General features: G+C 61.0%; 18 protein-coding genes. 8 read left to right on the forward strand and 10 right to left on the reverse strand.

The window, feature by feature from the left end:
- Both EV281_RS00005 and EV281_RS00010 read left to right on the forward strand, forming a co-directional pair.
- Positions 1-1,155 (forward strand): cytochrome c-type biogenesis CcmF C-terminal domain-containing protein (locus EV281_RS00005; protein ID WP_281026247.1); only part of this gene is annotated, 1,155 nt, incomplete at its 5' end.
- The gene (locus EV281_RS00010) at positions 1,152-1,640 is read left to right on the forward strand and encodes a cytochrome c-type biogenesis protein (RefSeq protein WP_132650934.1); all 489 of its coding nucleotides are present in this window, start codon (positions 1,152-1,154) and stop codon (positions 1,638-1,640) included. The genes EV281_RS00005 and EV281_RS00010, both read left to right, overlap by 4 nt.
- A 6-nt stretch (positions 1,641-1,646) precedes the next feature.
- Here the strand turns inward: EV281_RS00010 and EV281_RS00015 are convergent, their stop codons facing one another.
- From EV281_RS00015 to EV281_RS00030, 4 genes are read right to left on the reverse strand one after another with little or no spacing between them, the layout of a single operon-like run.
- Positions 1,647-2,036 carry a DoxX family protein gene (locus tag EV281_RS00015; protein WP_132650935.1) on the reverse strand — a complete coding sequence of 130 codons (390 nt, stop codon included), beginning with the start codon at positions 2,034-2,036 and terminating at the stop codon, positions 1,647-1,649.
- Positions 2,033-2,449, reverse strand: a complete 417-nt coding sequence (locus EV281_RS00020; RefSeq protein ID WP_132650936.1) for a VOC family protein — start codon at positions 2,447-2,449, stop codon at positions 2,033-2,035. The genes EV281_RS00015 and EV281_RS00020 overlap by 4 nt, the downstream gene beginning before the upstream one ends.
- 5 nt (positions 2,450-2,454) lie before the next feature.
- Entirely contained in the window at positions 2,455-2,931 is a 477-nt protein-coding gene (locus EV281_RS00025; RefSeq protein ID WP_132650937.1) for an SRPBCC domain-containing protein, read from the reverse strand.
- 38 nt (positions 2,932-2,969) lie between these two features.
- Complete coding sequence (locus EV281_RS00030) at positions 2,970-3,317, reverse strand: metalloregulator ArsR/SmtB family transcription factor (protein ID WP_132650938.1); 348 nt, start codon at positions 3,315-3,317, stop codon at positions 2,970-2,972.
- 242 nt (positions 3,318-3,559) lie between these two features.
- Between EV281_RS00030 and EV281_RS00035 the strand changes: the two genes are divergently transcribed.
- From EV281_RS00035 to EV281_RS00050, 4 genes are all read left to right on the forward strand, one after another.
- Positions 3,560-5,119 carry a Do family serine endopeptidase gene (locus tag EV281_RS00035; protein WP_132650939.1) on the forward strand — a complete coding sequence of 520 codons (1,560 nt, stop codon included), beginning with the start codon at positions 3,560-3,562 and terminating at the stop codon, positions 5,117-5,119.
- A 127-nt stretch (positions 5,120-5,246) separates the two neighbouring features.
- Positions 5,247-5,993: a response regulator transcription factor gene (locus tag EV281_RS00040; protein WP_132650940.1), complete on the forward strand. Its 747-nt coding sequence runs from the start codon at positions 5,247-5,249 to the stop codon at positions 5,991-5,993.
- Positions 5,990-7,396: a HAMP domain-containing sensor histidine kinase gene (locus tag EV281_RS00045; protein ID WP_132650941.1), complete on the forward strand. Its 1,407-nt coding sequence runs from the start codon at positions 5,990-5,992 to the stop codon at positions 7,394-7,396. The genes EV281_RS00040 and EV281_RS00045 overlap by 4 nt, the downstream gene beginning before the upstream one ends.
- Positions 7,397-7,477: 81 nt before the next feature.
- On the forward strand, positions 7,478-10,438 hold the full coding sequence (locus tag EV281_RS00050; RefSeq protein WP_132650942.1) for a bifunctional [glutamine synthetase] adenylyltransferase/[glutamine synthetase]-adenylyl-L-tyrosine phosphorylase: 2,961 nt from the start codon (positions 7,478-7,480) through the stop codon (positions 10,436-10,438).
- Between the two features lie 5 nt (positions 10,439-10,443).
- Here EV281_RS00050 and EV281_RS00055 read toward each other — a convergent pair whose 3' ends face one another.
- From EV281_RS00055 to EV281_RS31975, 3 genes are all read right to left on the reverse strand, one after another.
- The gene (locus tag EV281_RS00055) at positions 10,444-12,759 is read right to left on the reverse strand and encodes a PAS domain-containing sensor histidine kinase (protein ID WP_132650943.1); all 2,316 of its coding nucleotides are present in this window, start codon (positions 12,757-12,759) and stop codon (positions 10,444-10,446) included.
- A gap of 205 nt (positions 12,760-12,964) precedes the next feature.
- A complete protein-coding gene (gene pepN, locus EV281_RS00060; protein WP_132650944.1) occupies positions 12,965-15,613 on the reverse strand; it encodes an aminopeptidase N in 2,649 nt (882 codons plus the stop codon).
- A gap of 183 nt (positions 15,614-15,796) precedes the next feature.
- Entirely contained in the window at positions 15,797-16,903 is a 1,107-nt protein-coding gene (locus EV281_RS31975) for a methyl-accepting chemotaxis protein (RefSeq protein WP_132650945.1), read from the reverse strand.
- 350 nt (positions 16,904-17,253) lie between these two features.
- Between EV281_RS31975 and EV281_RS00070 the strand changes: the two genes are divergently transcribed.
- The gene (locus EV281_RS00070) at positions 17,254-18,192 is read left to right on the forward strand and encodes a DMT family transporter (protein ID WP_132650946.1); all 939 of its coding nucleotides are present in this window, start codon (positions 17,254-17,256) and stop codon (positions 18,190-18,192) included.
- A 352-nt stretch (positions 18,193-18,544) separates the two neighbouring features.
- Complete coding sequence (locus EV281_RS00075) at positions 18,545-19,414, forward strand: hypothetical protein (protein WP_132650947.1); 870 nt, start codon at positions 18,545-18,547, stop codon at positions 19,412-19,414.
- Here the strand turns inward: EV281_RS00075 and EV281_RS30965 are convergent, their stop codons facing one another.
- The 3 genes from EV281_RS30965 to EV281_RS00085 all read right to left on the reverse strand — a co-directional run bounded on the left by EV281_RS30965 (position 19,415) and on the right by EV281_RS00085 (position 20,852).
- Positions 19,415-19,561, reverse strand: coding sequence for a hypothetical protein (locus EV281_RS30965; RefSeq protein WP_165911812.1), 147 nt, complete (start codon positions 19,559-19,561; stop codon positions 19,415-19,417).
- A gap of 65 nt (positions 19,562-19,626) precedes the next feature.
- A complete protein-coding gene (locus EV281_RS00080) occupies positions 19,627-19,818 on the reverse strand; it encodes a hypothetical protein (protein ID WP_132650948.1) in 192 nt (63 codons plus the stop codon).
- Positions 19,819-19,952: 134 nt separating this feature from the next.
- Positions 19,953-20,852 carry a uracil-DNA glycosylase gene (locus EV281_RS00085; RefSeq protein ID WP_132650949.1) on the reverse strand — a complete coding sequence of 300 codons (900 nt, stop codon included), beginning with the start codon at positions 20,850-20,852 and terminating at the stop codon, positions 19,953-19,955.
- Positions 20,853-20,875 lie beyond the last annotated feature (23 nt).

The following is a 20,875-nucleotide window of genomic DNA, read 5'->3' on the forward strand; positions in this document are numbered from 1 at the left end:
TCGCTGTCGCTGATGGGCACCTTCCTGGTGCGCTCCGGCGTCCTGACCTCGGTGCATGCCTTCGCCAGCGACCCGAGCCGCGGCGTCTTCATCCTCTGCATCCTGTTGATCTTCATCGGCGGGGCGCTGTCGCTGTTTGCCTTGCGCGCTCCGCTACTGTCGGCCGGCGGTCTGTTTGCGCCGATCTCGCGCGAGGGGGCGCTCGTCGTCAACAACCTGATCCTGACGGTTGCCTGCGGCACGGTTCTGACCGGCACGCTTTATCCGCTGGTGCTGGAAACCCTGACCGGCGACAAGATCTCGGTCGGCCCGCCCTTCTTCAACCTGACCTTCGGCCTGCTGATGGCGCCGCTGCTCGTCATCGTGCCCTTCGGGCCGCTGCTTTCCTGGAAACGCGGCGATCTGCTCGGCGCCCTGCAGCGGCTTTATGTCGTGGCCGGCCTCGCCTTCGTCGCCGCCCTGGTCTTCTTCTATATCGAACATGGCGGTCCGGTCATGGCCATGCTCGGCCTTGCCGCCGGTCTGTTCTTGATCCTGGGCGCGGCCGCCGATCTCTGGTATCGCGCCGGCATCGGCAAGGTGAAGGTCGATATTGCCTGGCGGCGGCTGACCGGCCTGCCGCGTTCGGCCTTCGGCACGGCGCTTGCCCATGCCGGCCTTGGCATCACCGTGCTCGGCATCGTCGCCGTGACCACCTTCCAGACCGAGCATGTGATCGAGATGAAGCAGGGCCAGGCGACGGAAGCCGGCGGCTACAGCATCGTCTTTGACGGCATGCAGCCGGCGACCGGCCCGAACTATACCGAGGATCGCGGCCACTTCTCGATCCGCCGTGCCGGCGCCGAGATCGCCGATGTCTGGTCGGCCAAGCGCCTCTACACCGCAAGGCAGATGCCGACGACGGAGGCCGGCATCCTGACCTTCGGGCTCAGCCAGCTCTATGTGTCGCTCGGCGACGCCACCCATGACGGCGGCATCGTCGTGCGCATCTGGTGGAAGCCGTTCATTCTGTGCATCTGGGGCGGGGCGCTCGTCATGGCGCTCGGCGGCTTCGTCTCGCTCAGCGACCGGCGCCTGCGGGTCGGGGCGCCGAGCAGGAAGGCGAAGGCAAAGACCGGCAAGCCGGCAGCACCGGCCATGGAGCCGGCGGAATGATGCGGCGGCTCCTCCTCGCCCTGACCCTGTTGATGGCGGCCGCCCCGGCCTTCGCCGTCAACCCCGACGAGATGCTCGCCGACCCCGCCCTCGAAGCCCGCGCCCGGACGCTCTCAGCCGAACTGCGCTGCATGGTCTGCCAGAACCAGTCGATCGACGATTCCAACGCCGATCTCGCCAAGAATCTGCGCCTGCTCGTGCGCGAGCGCATTACTGATGGTGACAGCGACCAGCAGGTGCTGGACTACATCGTCTCGCGCTATGGCGAATTCGTCCTGCTGAAGCCGCGCTTCAGCATGCGAACGCTGCTCCTCTGGGGCGCGCCCGTGCTGCTGATCCTGGCCGGCGGCATCTCCCTCGTCGTCTTTGCCCGCAAGCGAGCCGGCAAGCCGACCGGAAGCAAACTCACGGCGGAAGAGCAGGAAAGGCTTGCCGAATTGCTGGAGAAGGAAGCGATCATTCCGCCAAGGCACATGACGGAATGATCGCTCCTATGTCTTGCGATAGGGAAATAGCGCCCGCACAGCCGGATCCCTTAGCCACAGCCCGCCCCACATGAACAGCCCGAGATAGATGCTGAACAGAATGTGGCTGAAGAGCGGATTTCCGGCGCGGATCTGCGTCGCCATCGCACCCCCGAGCAAGCCCATCATCAGCACTGCGCCGAAGACGCTCGTCTGCGGGATGAGATAGAGCACGAGGCAGATAAGCTCGATCAGGCCGATCATCAGCACATAGCCGTTCGGCCAGCCGAGTTGCGTCATCGTTTCTTCGGCGACCGACAGACCCAGAAGTTTGGGCGCTATCGATGCACCAAGCATGAAGAGTGCGAAAAGCCCGGTCAGCACGCGGCCGGTCCAGATCATCGCCGTTTCATTCATCGCTGGCCCGCCGGGATCGTGTTGACCATCCAGGGCGTGCCGAAGTGATCGGTGAACATGCCGAAGCCAGGCGACCAGAAGGTTGCGTTGAAAGGCATGGTGATCCTGCCGCCTTCGGAGAGCGCGTCGAAGACCCGCTTCGTCTCTGCCGCGTCCTCGCTATGATAGGTGGCGCTGAAACCGCCCATATCCTCCTGATATCCGGGAGGGGCGTCGCAGCCCATCAGGGACTGGTCGCCGACATCGAGCCAGGCATGCATGATTTTGTCTTTGAAGGACGCATCGACCGGCACGTCGCCGGGTGCTTCGCCGAAGGTGAACATGCCCGTCAGCTTGCCGCCGAGCACTTTGGCGTAAAATTCGAAGGCCTGCCGGCATTCGCCTTTGAAAACGAGGTTCGTTACGAGTTTCATGGTCATCACTCCCTTTGATGTCCTTGCGCTGCAATCCAGCGTTCCAGCCTGCCGAAGGTGCTCTCCCAGCCATAGCGGTGCCCGGCAACGCTCTCTTCGGATCTCAGATCCGCATGGGTGAAATCCATCCGCGTGCGGCCATCGGCCAGTTCCTCGAAGACGACGGTTACGAGTGTCACGACCGGGGCGCCATCCTCATGCGATCCCTCCCACTGGAAGGTGAAGGAGAGACGCGATGGCTCCTCGATCTCCCTGTAGACACCGCTCTGCCATAGGAGGCGGCCATCTTCCGCATTCTTCAGGCAGGCACGATAAGCACCGCCGACACGCAAATCCTGTACGACACTGACGGCCGGCCATTCGACGGGGCCGAGCCAGCCGACCACCATTTCCGGCCGCGTCCAGGCAGCCCAGAGGAGCGCACGCGGCGCATTGAAGACCCGCTGCATATGCAATGTGGAGCGCGATAGCTGATCGGCCATAATTATTTCCCTGTTTGATTGAGGATGCGCATCGACATTCAGTTGCGTGGGCCGCTATCGTCCGCTCTCTGGACCTTCTGCAGGTAATCGTCCAGTCGGTCGAAGCTCGTTTCCCAGAACCGTCTGTATTGTTCCAGCCAGTCGGCAATACTCTTCATTGCCATCGGCTCGAGTCTCGCCGGCCGCCATTGCGCTTCCTTGCCCCGGCTGATCAGCCCCGCCTTTTCCAGGACCTTCAGATGTTTCGAAACGGCCGGAAGGCTCATCTCGAAGGGGGCGGCAAGTTCGTTGACGGAAGCCTCGCCTTCGGCCAGCCGCGCGATGATCGCCCGGCGTGTGGGGTCTGCGAGGGCCGCGAAAGCGGCACTCAAAGCGTCAGTCTGCATGATCTGCCTCGTATATAACTCTATGGTTAAATATAGGGCGTTGGCCTGCTTGTCAACCGATCGGTTAAATAAGGATGGGCGAACGCCTCGTCCGTCTGACGAGCGCAAAAGATTGCCGGTACATTACGAATTTTTCATCGGCTAGACAGTTCGCAGTAAGGTGTTACGTCCTATATCTCGATCATCACCGATCCGGCATTGCCTGCCGGGACGAGATCTGAACAAGAAGAGAAGGTGCTCAAATGCTGAATAAATTCCGCGGACGTCCGTCCCTCAAAACGGTGCTTCAGGCATCCACCGTTGCTGGTCTGGCTGCCGCCGTGCTCGCAACCGGTATCCCTGTCGAGATCTCCCGTTCTTACGCCGAGGCTGTCAATGTCCAGGCTCCCTCGGTTCCGAGCTTCGCCAACGTCGTTGACGCCGTTTCCCCCGCTGTCGTCTCCGTCCGTGTCGAAAGCCGCATGAAGCCTGCTTCCGATGATGGCGACGGTTTCTCCTTCGATTTCAATGGTCGCGGCTTTGACGATCTGCCCGACGCTCTGAAGCCGTTCTTCCGTCAGTTCGGCGAACAGCAAAACCGTCAGGGCCAGAACCAGCAGCGCCGCTTCGGCCATCAGGGTGAGGGCCGTCTGCGCCCGGTCGCCCAGGGCTCAGGCTTCTTCATCACCGAAGACGGCTACATCGTTACCAACAACCACGTCGTTTCCGATGGCTCGGCCTTCGTTGCCGTCATGAACGACGGTACTGAGCTTGACGCGAAGCTGATCGGCAAGGACCCGCGCACCGACCTCGCCGTGTTGAAGGTCGATGGCAAGGGCCGCAAGTTCACCTATGTGAACTGGGCCGATGACAACAAGGTTCGCGTCGGTGACTGGGTCGTCGCCGTCGGTAATCCCTTCGGCCTCGGCGGCACGGTGACGGCGGGCATCATTTCGGCCCGCGGCCGCGATATCGGCTCCGGCCCCTATGACGATTATCTGCAAGTCGACGCAGCCGTGAACCGCGGCAACTCCGGTGGCCCGACCTTCAACCTCAATGGCCAGGTTGTAGGCATCAACACCGCGATCTTCTCGCCGTCGGGTGGCAGCGTCGGTATCGCCTTCGCAATCCCGGCTTCCACCGCCAAGGATGTCGTTGCCGATCTGATGAAGGACGGTACGGTTTCCCGCGGTTACCTCGGCGTGCAGATCCAGCCGGTCACCAAGGACATTGCCGACTCCCTCGGCCTCTCCGAAGCAAGTGGCGCTCTGGTCGTTTCCGCACAGGACGGCACGCCGGGCCAGAAGGCCGGCATGAAGACCGGTGACGTCGTCACCGCCGTCAACGGCGAACCTGTCAAGGATGCGCGCGATCTCAGCCGCCGCATCGGCGCCATGACGCCGGGCAGCAAGGTCGAGCTTTCGCTATGGCGTTCCGGCAAGGCCCAGTCCGTCACCGTCGAACTCGGCACACTGCCGGCCGACCAGCAGGCCTCGGCTGACGACAACAACGACCAGCAGGAGCAGGCTCAGCCGCCGGCATCCGAAAAGGCGCTCGCCGATCTCGGCCTGACGGTCGGTCCGGCCGAAGACGGCAAGGGTCTTGCCATCACCGGCATCGATCCGAACTCCGATGCTGCCGACAAGGGCATCAAGGAAGGCGAGACGATCACCTCGGTCAACAACCAGGAAGTCTCCAGTGCTGACGATGTCGTCCGCGTCATCAACCAGGCCAAGAAGGACGGCCGCACCCGTGCGCTGTTCCAGATCCAGTCGAAGGACGGCAGCCGCTTCGTCGCCCTTCCGATCAACGGCCAAGGCTGATCTTCTGCCCCAGAATCTGGAGCCGCGCAGATGCTGCGCGGTTCCAGATTTCCAGTTCTGCCAATTTATTTAAGTTTGCCGAATTCTTCACAGCCGCCAAATTCTTCAATTATGAAGGACGCCCGCAATGACCTCTGCACCACAGGAAAACGCTTTCAGCCTTGCCGAAAAGCAGCCGGAGGGTAATGTCGGCCGAATGAAGATTCTCATCATCGAAGACGATCTGGAGGCGGCGGTCTATCTCACGAAAGCTTTTCGTGAGGCGGGTATCGTTGCCGACCATGCAAGCGACGGCGAAAGCGGCCTCTTCATGGGTTCGGAAAATACCTACGACGTCATCGTCATCGATCGTATGCTGCCGCGCCGCGATGGTCTTTCCGTCATCAGCGAGCTGCGCCGAAAGGGCATCCACACACCCGTTCTTATTCTCTCCGCCCTCGGCCAAGTCGACGACCGGGTAACGGGTCTGCGCGCCGGCGGCGACGATTACCTGCCGAAGCCCTATGCCTTCAGCGAGCTGCTCGCCCGCGTCGAAGTGCTCGGCCGCCGCAAGGGCACGCCCGATCAGGACGTCGTCTATCGCGTCGGCGATCTCGAGCTCGACCGCCTCTCGCACGAGGTCCGCCGCGGCGGCAAGGAAATCCCCCTGCAGCCGCGCGAATTCCGCCTTCTGGAATATCTCATGAAGAATGCAGGCCAGGTGGTGACCCGCACCATGCTGCTCGAAAATGTCTGGGATTACCATTTTGATCCGCAGACCAATGTCATTGACGTGCATGTCTCGCGCCTGCGCTCCAAGATCGAGAAAGACTTCAGCCAGCCGCTGCTGAAGACGATCCGCGGTGCGGGTTACATGATCAAGGACGAGGGATGAGCCGTTTCTGGGTTCTCTTCAAGTCCACAGCAGTCCGCCTTTCGGCCCTTTATATTCTGCTCTTCTCGATCTGCGCCGCGACGCTTGTCTTCTATGTGACGGCGATGTCTCAGCGGCTGCTGACCGGCCAAATCCGTGAGGCGGTCGCCCAGGAGGTGACGCAGGTCCAGCGCGCCTATGATGCCGGCGGCATGAACCTGCTGCTGCGCACGATGGAGCGCCGCGCCCGCCAGCCGGGTGCCAATCTCTATCTCATCGCCGGTCCCTCGGGCGATATCCTCGCCGGCAACGTCGCCTCGGTGCAGCCGGGCGTTTTCGAGGAGCAGGGCTGGACCTCGATACCCTTCATGTATCAGCGCTACACCGATAGCGGCGTGGTGCGGCATACGGCGATTGCCAATATCTTCGTTCTGGACAACGGCCTGCGGGTGCTGATCGGCCGCGACCTCGGCGAGCCGGAGCGTTTCCGCGTGCTGGTGCGCCAGGCACTGATGATCGCGCTTGCCATCATGGGCCTCGGCGCCATCATCATCTGGTTCGGCATCGGCCGCAACGCGTTGAAGCGCATCGACCGCATGTCGGATGCCAGCAAGAAGATCATGGCCGGCGACCTTGCGCAGCGCCTGCCGGTCGGCGGCTCCGGCGACGAGTTTGACCGTCTCTCCATCTCGCTCAACACGATGCTGGAGCGCATCGAGAAGCTGAACGAGGGCCTGCGGCAGGTCTCCGACAATATCGCCCATGACCTGAAGACGCCGCTGACGCGACTGCGCAACAAAGCGGCAGATGCGCTCGACAGCGAAAATGGCGAAGCGCGCCGCGGCGCACTGGAAGGCATCATTTCCGAATCCGACCAGCTCATCCGCACCTTCAACGCGCTGCTGATGATCTCCCGCGTCGAAGCCGGTTCTGTCGCCGCGGAAATGTCGTCGATCGAGCTGTCTGCCATCGTCGCCGATAGCGCCGAACTCTACGAGCCCGTCGCCGAAGAGGCGGGAATGGCGCTGATCTCCGAGATCGAGCCTGACATCGAGATCCAAGGCAACCGCGAACTGATCGGTCAGGCGATCTTCAATCTGATCGATAACGCGATCAAATATTCCGCTGATGCCGAGGGAGCAGGCTCGGTCTTGGTGAAGCTCAGCCGCCGCCCCGACGGCATCTGCCTCTCCGTCGCCGACCATGGCCCGGGCGTCCCTGCCGATCGGCGCGAGGATGTGCTCAAGCGTTTCGTGCGCCTGGATGAGAGCCGTTCGAAGCCAGGCACCGGCCTCGGCTTGTCGTTGGTGGAAGCGATCATGGAACTGCATGGCGGCACGCTGGAACTCTCCGACACCGAACCCAGCAATGTCGACCGACCGGGCCTCACCGTCAGCATGGTTTTCCCTGCCAAGCCAGCCTGATTTTCCTGATCATTTTCATATTGGCGCTTTCGGCTTGAGGCCCTAGTTTAATGTCGCATTGCGGCATGGCGGGGAGAGCGAATGCTGACGAAATCGAAGCACGGGCTGAAGGATGTCACCGAAGGACTTCTGCGGCCGTTGAACCAGACGGAACTGAAAGCGGCGCTGGTTGACCTGCAGGATATCGGCAAGAGTGAGCCTGTCGTCGCCAACATGCTGAAGACCGAGGGGCCGCTCCGCGATTTCGTCACCGCCGCTTTGACGCTTTCTCCCTATTTGCGCGAGATCGCCAATCTCGATCCGGCTATCCTCGTCTCAGCCATCACCGATCCACTGGAGCCGCAGATCGAGGCGCTGATTTCAGAAGCGCGCGACTGCTGGAAGCCTGACAGTGAAGGAAGCGCGCCGAACGAAGGCCAGGTGATGACGAGATTGCGCATCGTCAAGCGCAGGGTGGCCTTCCTCGTCGCCCTTGCAGATCTCGCCCGCATCTTCGACGGTCGGGCGACGACCGGCTGGCTCAGCGAACTAGCCGAGGCTTCGGTAGCGGCCGCTATCGATCACTTGCTGCTCGCCACGCATGAAAGCGGTAAGCTGAAACTGAGCAATGTAGCAGACCCAAGCGAAGGCTCCGGCTTGATCGTTCTCGGCATGGGCAAGCTCGGCGCCTTCGAGCTCAACTACTCCTCCGATATCGACCTCGTTGTCTTCTTCGACGAAGAGGCCGGCATCGTGCCCGATCCCGATGATGCGATCGAGATCTTCCCGCGCATGATGCGGCGGCTGGTGCGCATCCTGCAGGAACGCACGGCGGATGGTTATGTCTTTCGCACCGATCTTCGGCTGCGGCCCGACCCAGGCTCGACACCGCTCGCCATCCCTGTCGATGCCGCCATGATCTATTATGAGGGCAGGGGGCAGAACTGGGAGCGGGCGGCCTTCATCAAGGCCCGCGCAGTTGCCGGCGATATCGCAGCCGGCGAGCAATTCCTGCGCGGCCTCGTCCCCTTCGTCTTCCGCAAATATCTCGATTATGCGGCGATTGCCGATATCCATTCCATCAAGCGGCAGATCCACGCCCACAAGGGCCATGGCGCGATCGCCGTGAAGGGCCACAACGTCAAGCTCGGGCGCGGCGGCATCCGCGAGATCGAATTCTTCGTGCAGACCCAGCAGCTGATCGCCGGCGGCCGCATGCCGGCCCTGCGTTCCCGTGTGACGGAGGAGACGCTCGCCGAACTCACGGCGGCGAAGTGGATCGACGCGCAGACGCGCGACGAGCTGACGGAGGCCTATTGGTTCCTGAGGGACGTCGAACACCGCATCCAGATGGTGCGCGACGAGCAGACCCATCTCCTGCCGGAAACCGACGCGGAGCTGAAGCGTATCGCCTTCATGATGGGTTTTACCGATACGCCGAGCTTTTCCGAGCGGCTGGTGGAGGTCTTGAAGACCGTCGAACGTCGCTACGCCGATCTCTTCGAACAGGAAACCAAACTCTCCGTTGGGACGGGCAATCTCGTCTTCACCGGCCAGGGTGACGATCCCGATACACTGGAGACGCTGAAGAAGCTCGGCTTCGAACGCCCTTCGGATATTTCCCGCGTTATCCGCACCTGGCATTACGGCCGCTATCGCGCCACGCAATCGGTCGAGGCGCGCGAACGTCTGACGGAGCTGGCGCCCGAGCTCCTGCGCGTCTTCGGCGAAAGCAAGCGGGCGGACGAGGCGCTGCTGCGCTTCGACAGCTTCATTTCCGGCCTGCCATCCGGCATTCAGCTCTTCTCGCTGCTTGGCAGCAATCCGGCCCTGCTGTCCCTCATCGTCAACATCATGTCCTCGGCACCGAAGCTGGCGGAGGTCATTGCGGCGCGGCCGCATGTCTTTGACGGCATGCTCGATCCCGGCTTGATGGCCGAGCTTCCGACGCGCGATTATCTCGGCGAGCGGCTGAAGGCCTCGCTCGTGCAGGCGCGGCATTATGAAGAGGTGCTGGATCGGCTGCGCATCTTTGCATCCGAACAGCGCTTCCTGATCGGCATCCGCCTGCTGACAGGCTCGATCAACGGCGACATGGCCTCGCGCGCCTTCACCCATCTGGCCGACCTTATCATCGAAGCCGCGCTCAATGCGGTCATGAACGAGATACGAACGGTCCATGGCGATTACCCGGGCGGGCGCATCGCCATTGCCGGCATGGGCAAGCTCGGCAGTTTTGAGTTGACGGCGGGCTCCGACATCGACCTCATCCTGCTCTACGATTACGACGACGCGTCAGCCGAATCCGATGGCGCAAAGCCGCTCGACGCGACACGCTACTTCACCCGCATCACCCAGCGCCTGATCGCCGCTTTCTCCGCTCCGACAGCGGAAGGCGTGCTCTATGAAGTCGACATGCGCCTTCGCCCCTCCGGCAACAAGGGACCGGTCGCCACCCGCATCAATGCCTTCGGTAAGTACCAGCGCGAAGAGGCCTGGACCTGGGAACACATGGCGCTCTCCCGCGCCCGGCTGATTTGCGGCGATCCGAGTCTGATCGGCGAGGCCGAAGACATCATTGCCGACGTCCTGTCGAAAAAGCGCGATGTCGCCAAAGTCGCCCATGACGTTGCCGAGATGCGTGAGCTGATCGAAAAGGAGAAGGCGCCGGAAAATGGCTGGGATCTGAAGCTCATTCCGGGCGGTGTGGTTGATATCGAATTCATCGCCCAATATCTGGCGCTGATCGCCCCGGCAAAGGGTGTTGATACAAGGGTGAACGGCCTCACCACAGGGGCGGCGCTGAAAGCGCTGGGTTCTGGCCTGATGGCCTCCGCCGATTTGGACACCTGCCTGGAAGCCTTCGCGCTTTACACCGAGCTTTCACAGCTTATCCGCCTATGTATTGACGGCCCGTTCGATCCAAAGGACGCGCCGGCCGGCCTCATTGAACTCGTCTGCCGTGCTGGAGATTGCCCGGATATCAAGACACTCGAAGGTGAGGTGAAGCGGCTTTCCAAGGCCGTCCGCAAGATTTTTCAGACGGTGGTGAAGGTCGTCTAACCATCTTAGGCGTGATCGGGGATACGCAGCAAGATTACCGTGCCGATGGATTCGCGAGAGCGGATCTTCATGCTGCCGCCGTGAAGATGGGTCAGCGACCGAGAAATGGCGAGTCCGAGGCCGGAACCGCCCTTGCTCTTAGCATACTGGCTTTGTACCTGCTCGAAGGGCTGGCCGATCTTGGTGAGCGCCGTCTGCGGAATGCCGATGCCGGTATCGGCGATGGTCACGACGACGCCATCGGCGACACGGCGGGTGCGAACGGCAATGCGCCCGCCCTCGTTCGTGAACTTCACGGCGTTGGAGAGCAGGTTCAGCAGCACCTGCTTCATGGCGCGGCGATCGGCCATCAGTGTCATGCCCGAGCAGATGCGCTGTTCGATGACGATGTTCTTCTCGGCTGCCGGAATGGCGGTAAAGCGCAGGCTTTCCTCGATCAGTGGTGCGAGGTCGGTAGGCTCGCGCGACAGCAGCATATGGCCGGCCTCGATCTTCGACATGTCTAAGATGTCGTTGATGACATTCAGCAGATGCTTGCCGCTGTCGTGGATATCGCGGGCATATTCATAGTACTTGGCCGAGCCGAGGGGGCCGAACATCTGGTTCTGCAGGATTTCCGAGAAGCCGAGAATGGCGTTGAGCGGCGTGCGCAGCTCATGGGACATGTTGGCGAGGAATTCCGATTTCGCCTTGTTGGCCGCTTCCGCGCGCTCCTTCTCCACGAGATAGTTGGAGTTGGCGGTGGAAAGCTCGGCCTTCTGCGTTTCCAGTGTCTGACGCGAGGCGGAGAGGTCGTTGATTGTCGCCATCAGGCGGCGCTCGGAGTCGCGCAGGCGATCCTGGTGTCGCTTCAGGAGCGTGATATCGGTGCCGACGGACACGCGGCCGCCGTCGCGGGTGCGCCGTTCGTTGATCTGCAGCCAGCGTTCGTCGGCGAGTTGTACTTCCGTCGTGCGCGAATAGCCTGAACCATCGGCATCGGCGATACGCCGCTCGATGACCGGGCGCGCCGCAGCGGCATTGACCACCGAACGCTCGGTGCCAGGCACCAGCACGCTGTCCGGAAGCCCGTAGGCCTGCTGGAAATGCGCGTTGCACATGACGAGCCGATCGTTCTTGTCCCACAGCACGAAGGCTTCCGAGGTGCACTCGATGGCGTCGGCCAGTCGCTGGTCGGCCTCGGCGTAGCGCTGGGCGAGGCGATGTTGCTCGGTCACGTCCATTGCGATGCCGATCATGTGCACGCGGCCGGAATGGCTGCGGATGACCTGGGCGCGGGCGCGCATCCACACGTAATGGCCGGCCGCATGGCGCATACGGAAGATCTGGTCGACCTGGCCGGAGTTGCCATTGGCGACGGCGCGGGCGATCTCATGCAGCCCGTTATCTTCGGGGTGCATCAGGCGGGCCGCATCGGCAAATCGCATCGTCTTGTCGGAACCGGCAAGTCCGAGCATCTCGTACATCGAGCGCGACCAGAAGAATTCGCGATTTTGGAAATCGAAATCCCAGAGGCCGCAGCGGCCGCGCGACAGCGCGGTCTCAACCCTGAGGTTCGATTCGAGGAAGATATCGTCGGCATCGCGCGCCCGCTTCACCTGCATGTAATAGGCGTAGAGGATGACCAGCAGGATGGAAGAAATGCCGGCAAACAGCGTGACGTTGAGCGTCAGCTCCTCGCGCCAGAGGCGGTTGATCTCGTTGAGCGAAGTGGCCGAGATGATGTAGCCGCCGGCCGATCCCATTAGGGCAATTTCGGCATAATGCAGCTCGCCGCCGATGCTCGTCTCGATGACATCGGTGTGATCGCCGAAGCGGCGAATGGCGGAGATTTCGGGAAAGAGGCTCGAGACATCGGCGCCGACATAGGTGGCCCCTGCCGCCGTTGCCGCAAAGACCTTGCCGCTCGCCTGCACCAAAAGCACGAAGCCGCCGTTTTCCAGGCGGTCTTGCGGCAGGAATTTCGCAAGCCGCGTCTGCGCTTCCATGGCATTGCCGCTATCGAAGAGATCGGTCGCATCGGCGAAGACGGCGGCCGCCGTCACGGCGGAAAGCGCCGTCGCGTGGCGGGCGGAAGCCTCCATGCGGCTGTATTCGCTGATCATGCCGAAGAAATGCGAGGCGGCCACGACTGCAAGGAAGGCGACGATCAGAACCGGAATGGTACGCTTCAGCAGAAGCTCGGCCTTCGGCAGATGGCGCAGCAAGGGTTCAGGAGCGGTTGCGGCCTGCTCGGACAGACTGTCGCGCCAGGCTTTGAGCCCGGCAAAATCGACACGCAGCCGTCCTTCGGCCGCGGTTGCCCGCCGCACGTCCATCATCTCTGAACCTTGTCCCTCGTGTGATTCGCGCGCCGCTCGCTCGAATTACACGTATGGAATCACGCGTGATTCGCCTTGTCCAGAGCTGGCGGTAAAAATTTGTCAACCATTTATAAACGCTGGTTTTTTCAGAGAGATTCGCTGATAGCACACATGGCTGTCTTCGCGATGGAAGACAGCCAGGCGGCAAATCAGTTGCGGCAAATCACCCCTTGAGGGTGCGCTCGACGATATCGCGAACATCGGTCGAAAGGCTGGCTGATTTTTCGATCTCGGTTAGCGCCGCGCGTGCATGATCGGCGCGTGCCGGTTCCAGCGAACGCCAGGAGCGCATCGAGGTCAGCAGGCGTGCGGCGAGCTGCGGATTGCGCTGGTCGATATCGAGAATCTGATTCGCCAGGAACCGGTAGCCTTCCCCATCGGCGCGGCCGAAACCGGTTGGATTGCCGAAGGCGAAGGTGCCGACCAGCGAGCGTACGCGGTTCGGATTGGTGCGCTTGAAAAGCCCGTTTTCCATCAGTGCCTTGACGCGGCCGAGCGCGCTCGGTCCGGGAATGCCGGCCTGGATCGCAAACCACTTGTCGACGACGAGCGCATTTTCCTGAAAACGGCTGCGGAAGGTTTCGAGCGCCGTCTTGGCCTCCGCGCTGTCGGGGAAACGATGGGCGAGGATCGTCAGTGCGTGGCTGAGATCGGTCATGTTGTTGGCGCCGTCGAAGGCTGCCTTGGCGCGATCGGGATTGTCCTCGGCATAGGAGAGGTAGGTCAGCGCAGCGTTGCGCAGTGCGCGGCGGCCGGCGCTCTTGGCATCCGGGCTGAATTCGCCTGATGTGATCATCGCGTCGTAAAGGGCGGCGAAAGTGGCTTTGCCGGCATCGGCGATCTGCTTCATGACGGCCTGACGTCCGGCATGCACGGCGTCGGGGTCGATATTGCTGCCGAGTTCGCGGGCAATGTCGGACTCGCTCGGCAGCGCCAGCGCCTGGGCGCGGAAGGCGGGCTCGAGACTTTCATCGGCGGCAGCCGCAATCAGCGTATCGACGAAGGTCTGCTCGCAGACGATTGCCGCGCCCTCCCGGGCATCGCGGGCGGCCTTCAGGAGGTTCGGCAGCGCCAGATCGGTCAGCGCCTGCCAGCGGGCGAAATGATCTGTCTCGTAACGGGCGAGCAGCGCTAGATCGGCCGGGCTCTGGTCGAAATGCAGGTTGATAGGCGCGGAGAAGGAACGGTTGATCGAAACGACCGGACGCGAGGCAACGCCGTGGAAGACGGCAGTTTGCGTGCGAGCGGTCAGATGCAGAACCTCGCCGGCATATTCCGCGCCATCGACGGAGGCGGGCTCGATCTTGGAGCCGTCCTCGGCAAAGAGCGCCAGGCTCAGCGGAATGTGCATCGGCTCCTTGGTCGGCTGACCGGGCGTGGCCGGGATCATCTGTTCGAGCGACAGGCTGAAGCTCTTGGCACCTGCATCATAGGTGCCGGATGCGGTCACCAGCGGCGTGCCTGCCTGATGATACCAGAGCGAGAACTGCGAGAGATCGCGACCGCTTGCATCCTCGAAGCACTTGACGAATTCCTCGATCGTGACGGCCTGGCCGTCATGGCGATCGAAATAGAGATCCATGCCCCTCTTGAAGGTCTCGCGGCCAAGCAGGGTCGCGATCATGCGCGTCACTTCGCTGCCCTTCTCATAGACCGTCGTCGTATAGAAGTTGTTGATCTCGCGATATTTGGTCGGGCGCACCGGATGGGCGAGGGGGCCGCCATCTTCCGGGAACTGCTCGGATTTCAGATGGCGCACTTCGGCAATGCGCTTGACCGGGCGCGAGCGCTGGTCGGAGGAGAATTCGTGGTCGCGATAAACGGTCAAGCCTTCCTTGAGGCAGAGCTGGAACCAGTCGCGGCAAGTGATGCGGTTGCCGGTCCAGTTATGGAAATACTCATGCGCGATGATCGCCTCGATATTGGCGTAGTCGGCATCGGTCGCCGTCTCGGGATCAGCGAGCACGTATTTGTCGTTGAAGATGTTGAGGCCCTTGTTCTCCATCGCCCCCATGTTGAAGTCGGAGACGGCGACGATCATGAAGATATCGAGATCGTATTCGCGGCCAAAGACGTCCTCGTCCCACTTCATCGAGCGTTTCAGCGCGTCCATCGCATAGGCCGCACGCGGCTCCTTGCCATGCTCGACATAGATCTTCAGCACGACCTCGCGGCCGGACATCGTGGTGAACGTATCTTCGACGACGCCGAGATCGCCGGCGACCAAGGCAAAGAGATAGCTCGGCTTCGGATGCGGGTCGAACCAGGCGGCGAAATGCTTGCCGGGGCCGTATCCGGCGCCACCGAGGAAATTGCCATTCGACAGCAGCAGCGGGTTGGCATCCTTGTCGGCGATGATGTTGACCGTATAGGGCGCCAGCACATCCGGCCGGTCGGGGAAATAGGTGATGCGGCGGAAGCCTTCGGCCTCGCACTGCGTGCAATAGATGCCGTTGGTGCGGTAAAGGCCCATCAGCTGGGTGTTGGCTTCGGGATTAATCAGTGTCGTGACGGTGATTTCGAAAGGTACCGTTTCCGGCAGGTCGCGGATCGTGAGGCTCTCGGGCGTTGCCGTGTAGCGTTCCGGCGCCATTTCATTCTGGTCGACGAGCAGGCTGGTAAGCGTGAGTTCGTCGCCGTCGAGGATGAGGGGGGCCGAAGCGTCGGCGCCTTCGCGGCGGTGGAAGATCAGCCGTGCTTCCACTTTTGTTTCTGTCGGATCGAGTTCAAAGGTCAGGTCGACGCGTTCCAGCACGAAATCGGTTGGGCGGTAATCTGCCAGATTGATGACCTGGCCGGTATCTGTTCGCATGTTCCGTGAAGACCTTTATTAGACAATGGCCGAATACAGAGGCGGGCGCACCCTGCTTAAATTCGGCGCCATAGTTACATTAAAGTCTGAACTAAAGTTAAAGCAAATTGGTCGTGAGCACGAAGTTCTCACCCAAATTATTATGTTCAATTTGTCGTGTCTGCAGCTGAAACGAGAAGTCTGCTATTTGAGATTGAGGGCGGTCTTGATCTCGGCGTCGCTTTCCGTCTGCTGAACGACAACGCCATACCAGCCGAGCCCGTCATAATCCTCGTAACCGAGCGTGCGGGCGAAGGCGACGATCGAGCCGCTATTGTCGTAGTAGCTGCCCTTCGGCTGGCCCGTCTGGTTGGCGAGCGCGAAATGGGTGAAGAGCATGGCTGGATTGGTGCTGGCGATCACCCGGCTTGCGCCGTCGAGCAGCATGACGGTGGTTTTTTCGGCAAGCTGCGGCGGCAGGTTCGCTTCCTTCTCGACGATCGCCTGGCCCTGGTTCTGCCAGTCGAAATACACACCCAACGTACCCAAGAGCTTGCCATCGACCTTGCCCCCTTCGCGAATGCCGGTGGCGTAGACCAGCGCATGCCGCTGGTCGTGCAGAAGGCTCGGCTTTACGTCGTCGACAATATAGTCGTCGCCGGACGCGCAGCCTGCCGCAGCCCGGAACCATGGATCGCCGGCAAGCGATGAACCCGATATCTTGCGACGGAAGTTGGGGTTGGCCGATGCGATCACCCGGCCGGAGAGATCGGTCATCACAAGATCAAGATAGACGGTATAGAAGCGGTTGATAGTGCCGAGCCGCTCGGCGGCGAAGGCGACACGATCCTTGTCCGGCTCCTGCAGCGCCTGCCAGAGCGCGGTATCCGTTGCCCACCAGCGCACGTCTGCAGTACGTTCGAAGAGGTTGCGCACGATGAGCTGGACCAGTGTCTGTGCGAGATCGGTCAGCCGCACGCCTTCCATCTCCGTGACCAGCGAATCCGCCATCGTACGGCTGAGGCCGATACGCCCGAGCACGTTGCTCTCGAACTTGCTGGTGATTTCAGTCGCGATCTGGGCCAGGCGCTGCACTTCGTTGGCGACGACGGCAAAGCCCTTGCCGGTTTCGCCGGCGCGGGCCGCCTCGATCAGCGCATTGATGGCAAGCAGCTTGATCTGTTTGACGATGCTGGTGTTGTCGGTGCTGAACCGCTCCAGATCCGTGCTGATGCCGTCGGTCACGACACGCATCGAGCGGGGCGTTGCGTTCTGCGACCGGGCAATGATCTCTACGCTGAGTGGCTTCATTTAAAAGGATCCTGAAAATGATCAGACGCGACTGGCTGCGAAAATGAATGCGGGATCTTTTGTATGATTAATTGACTGGAAAGATGCGGCTGCATGGTTTGCAACCGGTTAACGTCGTGGGTGCAAATGAGAACATTTTCGGGAGAATGAGCCTAAAACGTAAAGTTTTTTCATCAGCAACGGGAATTGCACAGAAAAGCGGCAGATAAAGAGCGGGTAAATACTTGCTACTTGATAGGTGCAGATTTTTTCCCGCCGGCGCAGTTCTTCGGTTACGATGAAAAAATCGTCCGCTGCGTTCGAGTCGAACGCGTCTCCCCGCTCGGCATGCCCGCATAAGAGCCTGGATCATGGAATCGGTTCTCAGAAACCCGATGAGAGGCATTGCGCTGAAAGTCTCATCGGTCGTGGTCTTCCTGGCCATGCAGACATTCATCAAGCTGGCAGGGTCGGATATTCCGCCGGGGCAGGTGACTTTCTGTCGCTCCTTCTTCGCGCTCTTTCCGATTATGGCCTATCTCGGCTATCGCTATCAGCTGAGGTCTGCTTTCTATACTGCCAATCCGATCGGCCATCTGAAGCGCGGCACGCTCGGCATCATCTCCATGGGCCTCGGTTTTTACGGGCTGCTGCATCTGCCGCTGCCGGAGGCGATCGCGCTTGGTTACGCCACGCCGCTCGTCGCCGTCATTTTCGCGGCCATCTTCCTGGGCGAGACGGTGCGCGTTTATCGCTGGAGTGCCGTCTGTTTCGGCATTGTCGGTGTCGCCATCATCTCCTGGCCGAAGCTCACACTGTTCCGGCAAGGCGGCATGGAAGCAGAACAGGCGGTCGGCGCGCTCTGCGTGCTGCTCTCCGCCGTTCTTGGTGGCATGGCAATGATCCAGGTGCGCCGCCTCGTCGAGGAAGAGAAGACGGCGACGATCGTGCTCTATTTCTCGATCACGGCGTCGGTCTTCTCCCTGGTGACCCTGCCATTCGGTTGGCTGTTGCTCGACTGGTCTTCGGCTCTATTCCTGATCGCCGCCGGTTTCTGCGGTGGCGTCGCGCAGATCCTCCTGACCGAGAGCTACCGGCACGCGGATGTCTCCACCATCGCTCCCTTCGAATACAGCTCGATCCTGCTTGGCGGCATCGTCGCCTATTTTGTCTTCGACGACGTTCCGAGCAGCACCATGCTGCTCGGCACCATCATCGTGATTGCCGCCGGCATCTTCATCATCTACCGCGAGCATCAGCTTGGCCTTGAGCGGCGCGAAGCCCGAAAAGCCGGCACGCCACAATCTTGAGTGGATAAGTTGCTATTGTCGTCGGTCTAGCCCATTCTTTGGTTGCGGAAATGTGACGGAGCGCCGGCTCTGCTTCGGCAAATAAAATCGTCAAATTGGCCCAAAAAATCTCGGATACACACTAAAAATCGATTTTTATAGCGCGTAGATTGCAGAATTCCCCCGCGGGCCTCTCAAAAGAGTGTGGTATCACGAAATCTTGGGATTTCGCTTCTTGCAAAAATGTGGTTATGAAAGTGAATTACTTTCATTTATTCAAAGTCGTGCATAATCGATAGGCCATAGATGCAGGGGAGTTTCAGCATCGCTGCTCCGAACGCTGGCTTGCGAGCGAGGGTTGAGGAAAAGCATTATGGCGTTCACGGCAGAACAGCTGGCGCAGAACCCCGACTTTGTTATGAGCATTCGTTTTCTGGCCGGGCAAATGCGCGGCCTGTTCGATGCGGGGCCGCGGCTGGCGCGCCTGCTGGCCTCGCATCAACGCTGGCTGCTAACGCAGACGGCCTATGCGCTGCATCTGGAACGCGATCCGCAGGACGCGACATCGGGTTTCACCGCGGTTCGGCTGACCGGCAAGATCACTGCTCATAAGGTGGCCAGCCGCAATACCGTGCTCGCCTTCATCGAAGAACTCTTCACCTATCGCTTCATTGCCCACAGGCCCGGCGATGAGCGCCGCCGCCCTCGGCATTTCGAGCCGGCCGAAGTCAGCCATCAGGCGATGTTCGGCTGGCTGTTCTCCAATCTCGGTGCGCTTGATCTGCTCGACGGTGGAAACCGGGCGGCATTCCTGCAGGAAAATCCCACGCTTTTCCGGCAGATCCAGCCGCGTGTCGCCTATAACTGCCTTGAGGATACCAACTGGCGCGAACCGCCGGAGCAGGTGGCGATGTTCCTCTGGACGGAAGCGGGCGGCATGGTCATCGACCATTTCATGTCCCGGCTCGATCTAGAAGGAACCGATCCGACACGTCTGTTGGTCGGTAAGGTGGAGACCCGCTCTCTTGCCGGCGATTTCATGATGTCGCGCACGCATCTTCAACGGCTGCTCGCCAGGGGCGCGCAGCGCGGCTGCCTTGGCTGGTACGACGAGAAGAAGTCGCAGCTGTGGCTTTCGCGCGATTTCCTGAGGGAATATGTCGGCTGGCAGGCGATCAAGTTCGCTTATGTGGACGAAGCCTTCGAATGGGCAAAGGCGCAGTTTGAAAGCGCACGGTGCTGATCAAAGGGCGATGGCGCAAGCCAGAATCTTGACCTCGGGCGGCGTGTCGCAAAGCTCGCGCCGATATTCTTGCGCGGCACAGACGGCAGCGCGGATATGCTCGAAAGAGCCGATGTTGCGCAGCAGTGAAATCAGGATTGAAGACATCGGTCGATACGTCTGAAAATCGAAAAGGCAGGCGAACCGCCTGCCGGATGATCATTTCGGAATATTCAATATTCCTGGAAGTCCGCGAAGATAGCCGCCGGACGCGCGGTGCGACCGCTGATACCGGTACCGCGGGCGATCATCTGTCCGTTTGTGGCAAAGCCGAAACGGCTGTAGCCCTGGGTGGTGCGAACTTGATCGCTTGCTTGGCGCAGGGTTTCAAACCCGCAATGTATAGGACGAAAACGCATGCTCATGGCCTTGGTTCCTGTTCATTCCTCCCAAGACACGCCTTCTATATTGCAGTGCAGCATTGATTCTTCAAGGCACCCTGGCAGGATGCAGCCATGCGTTTAATGCATGGGAAAATTCATAATATTTTCAAACTTGGCTAATTTGTAAGCAGAGACAGCTCTTTAAGTCTAGCCTTGAAAGCCAGCAGGTCGCTCCAGGCCAGCCGCTTATTGATGGGCGCGGTTAACAGGTCCTGCGGATGCAGGCTGGCAATGGCCGGAATGACCTGTTCTGCGACAGCGATCTCTTTCCACCGGCCGCGAAGCCCGTGAATCGTGTCATTATCGCCGAAGAAGAAGCGCGCCGTGTAGTTACCGAGCAGCAAAATGGCACGCGGCTCGGCCAGCGCGATCTGCCGCTCGATGAAGGGACGGCAGATTTCCGTCTCGGCCGCCGACGGCATGCGATTGCCCGGCGGACGCCAGGGAATGATCTGCGTCAGGAGAATGGCTGAGCGCTCGAGCCCGATCGAGGCCAGCATCTTGTCCAGCAACTGGCCCTGCCGGCCGGCGAAGGCCATGCCCTCGCGCTCGTCATCGGCACCCGGGGCCGGGCCGATTACCATGATGCCGCTCGCCGGATCGCCGCTTGCGAAGATGGTCGAGCGGGCGCTGTTCTTCAGGTTGCAGCCGTTGAAAGCTTCGAGCGCTGTTTTGAGTTCGGCAAGCGAGCGTGCGCTCTCGGCGGCGAACCGCGCCTGTTGCACGGCCTCGCTATCCGGTATTGCCGGCTGTACACGCGAGGCAGGCGCAGGAGCCGCAGCTGCGCGCTGTTGCGGCGCTGGAGGGGCAGGGCGGGCGGCTGCCTGCCTGTCCGGTTGCGGTTGTCTTTCTTGCTGTGTGGCAGGAGATGCCGCGCGACGTGCGGCCTTCATCGCCTCGAACTCGGCGAAACGATCGACCGGCTCTTCCTCTAGCAACCAGTCGACACCCGCCTCCGCATGGAAATGCAAAAGCGCTGCAAGTTCGGCCGGACTCAGGTCGTTTGCGGAGATCATGGCGGGACTTTAGCGGAGCGAAA

The sequence above is a fragment of the Rhizobium sp. BK418 genome, from assembly GCF_004341105.1.
Lineage (GTDB): Bacteria > Pseudomonadota > Alphaproteobacteria > Rhizobiales > Rhizobiaceae > Rhizobium.

Excerpts from the sequence above, each read along its gene's own strand:
- EV281_RS00040 (WP_132650940.1), top strand. The coding sequence starts at position 5,247 with ATGACCTCTGCACCACAGGAAAACGCTTTCAGCCTTGCCGAAAAGCAG.
- EV281_RS00025 (WP_132650937.1), bottom strand. The coding sequence starts at position 2,931 with ATGGCCGATCAGCTATCGCGCTCCACATTGCATATGCAGCGGGTCTTC.
- EV281_RS00080 (WP_132650948.1), bottom strand. The coding sequence starts at position 19,818 with ATGAGCATGCGTTTTCGTCCTATACATTGCGGGTTTGAAACCCTGCGC.
- EV281_RS00045 (WP_132650941.1), top strand. The coding sequence starts at position 5,990 with ATGAGCCGTTTCTGGGTTCTCTTCAAGTCCACAGCAGTCCGCCTTTCG.
- EV281_RS00085 (WP_132650949.1), bottom strand. The coding sequence starts at position 20,852 with ATGATCTCCGCAAACGACCTGAGTCCGGCCGAACTTGCAGCGCTTTTG.
- EV281_RS00055 (WP_132650943.1), bottom strand. The coding sequence starts at position 12,759 with ATGATGGACGTGCGGCGGGCAACCGCGGCCGAAGGACGGCTGCGTGTC.
- EV281_RS00020 (WP_132650936.1), bottom strand. The coding sequence starts at position 2,449 with ATGAAACTCGTAACGAACCTCGTTTTCAAAGGCGAATGCCGGCAGGCC.
- EV281_RS00035 (WP_132650939.1), top strand. The coding sequence starts at position 3,560 with ATGCTGAATAAATTCCGCGGACGTCCGTCCCTCAAAACGGTGCTTCAG.
- EV281_RS30965 (WP_165911812.1), bottom strand. The coding sequence starts at position 19,561 with ATGTCTTCAATCCTGATTTCACTGCTGCGCAACATCGGCTCTTTCGAG.
- EV281_RS31975 (WP_132650945.1), bottom strand. The coding sequence starts at position 16,903 with ATGAAGCCACTCAGCGTAGAGATCATTGCCCGGTCGCAGAACGCAACG.
- EV281_RS00075 (WP_132650947.1), top strand. The coding sequence starts at position 18,545 with ATGGCGTTCACGGCAGAACAGCTGGCGCAGAACCCCGACTTTGTTATG.
- EV281_RS00030 (WP_132650938.1), bottom strand. The coding sequence starts at position 3,317 with ATGCAGACTGACGCTTTGAGTGCCGCTTTCGCGGCCCTCGCAGACCCC.
- EV281_RS00010 (WP_132650934.1), top strand. The coding sequence starts at position 1,152 with ATGATGCGGCGGCTCCTCCTCGCCCTGACCCTGTTGATGGCGGCCGCC.
- EV281_RS00070 (WP_132650946.1), top strand. The coding sequence starts at position 17,254 with ATGGAATCGGTTCTCAGAAACCCGATGAGAGGCATTGCGCTGAAAGTC.
- EV281_RS00050 (WP_132650942.1), top strand. The coding sequence starts at position 7,478 with ATGCTGACGAAATCGAAGCACGGGCTGAAGGATGTCACCGAAGGACTT.
- EV281_RS00015 (WP_132650935.1), bottom strand. The coding sequence starts at position 2,036 with ATGAATGAAACGGCGATGATCTGGACCGGCCGCGTGCTGACCGGGCTT.
- pepN (WP_132650944.1), bottom strand. The coding sequence starts at position 15,613 with ATGCGAACAGATACCGGCCAGGTCATCAATCTGGCAGATTACCGCCCA.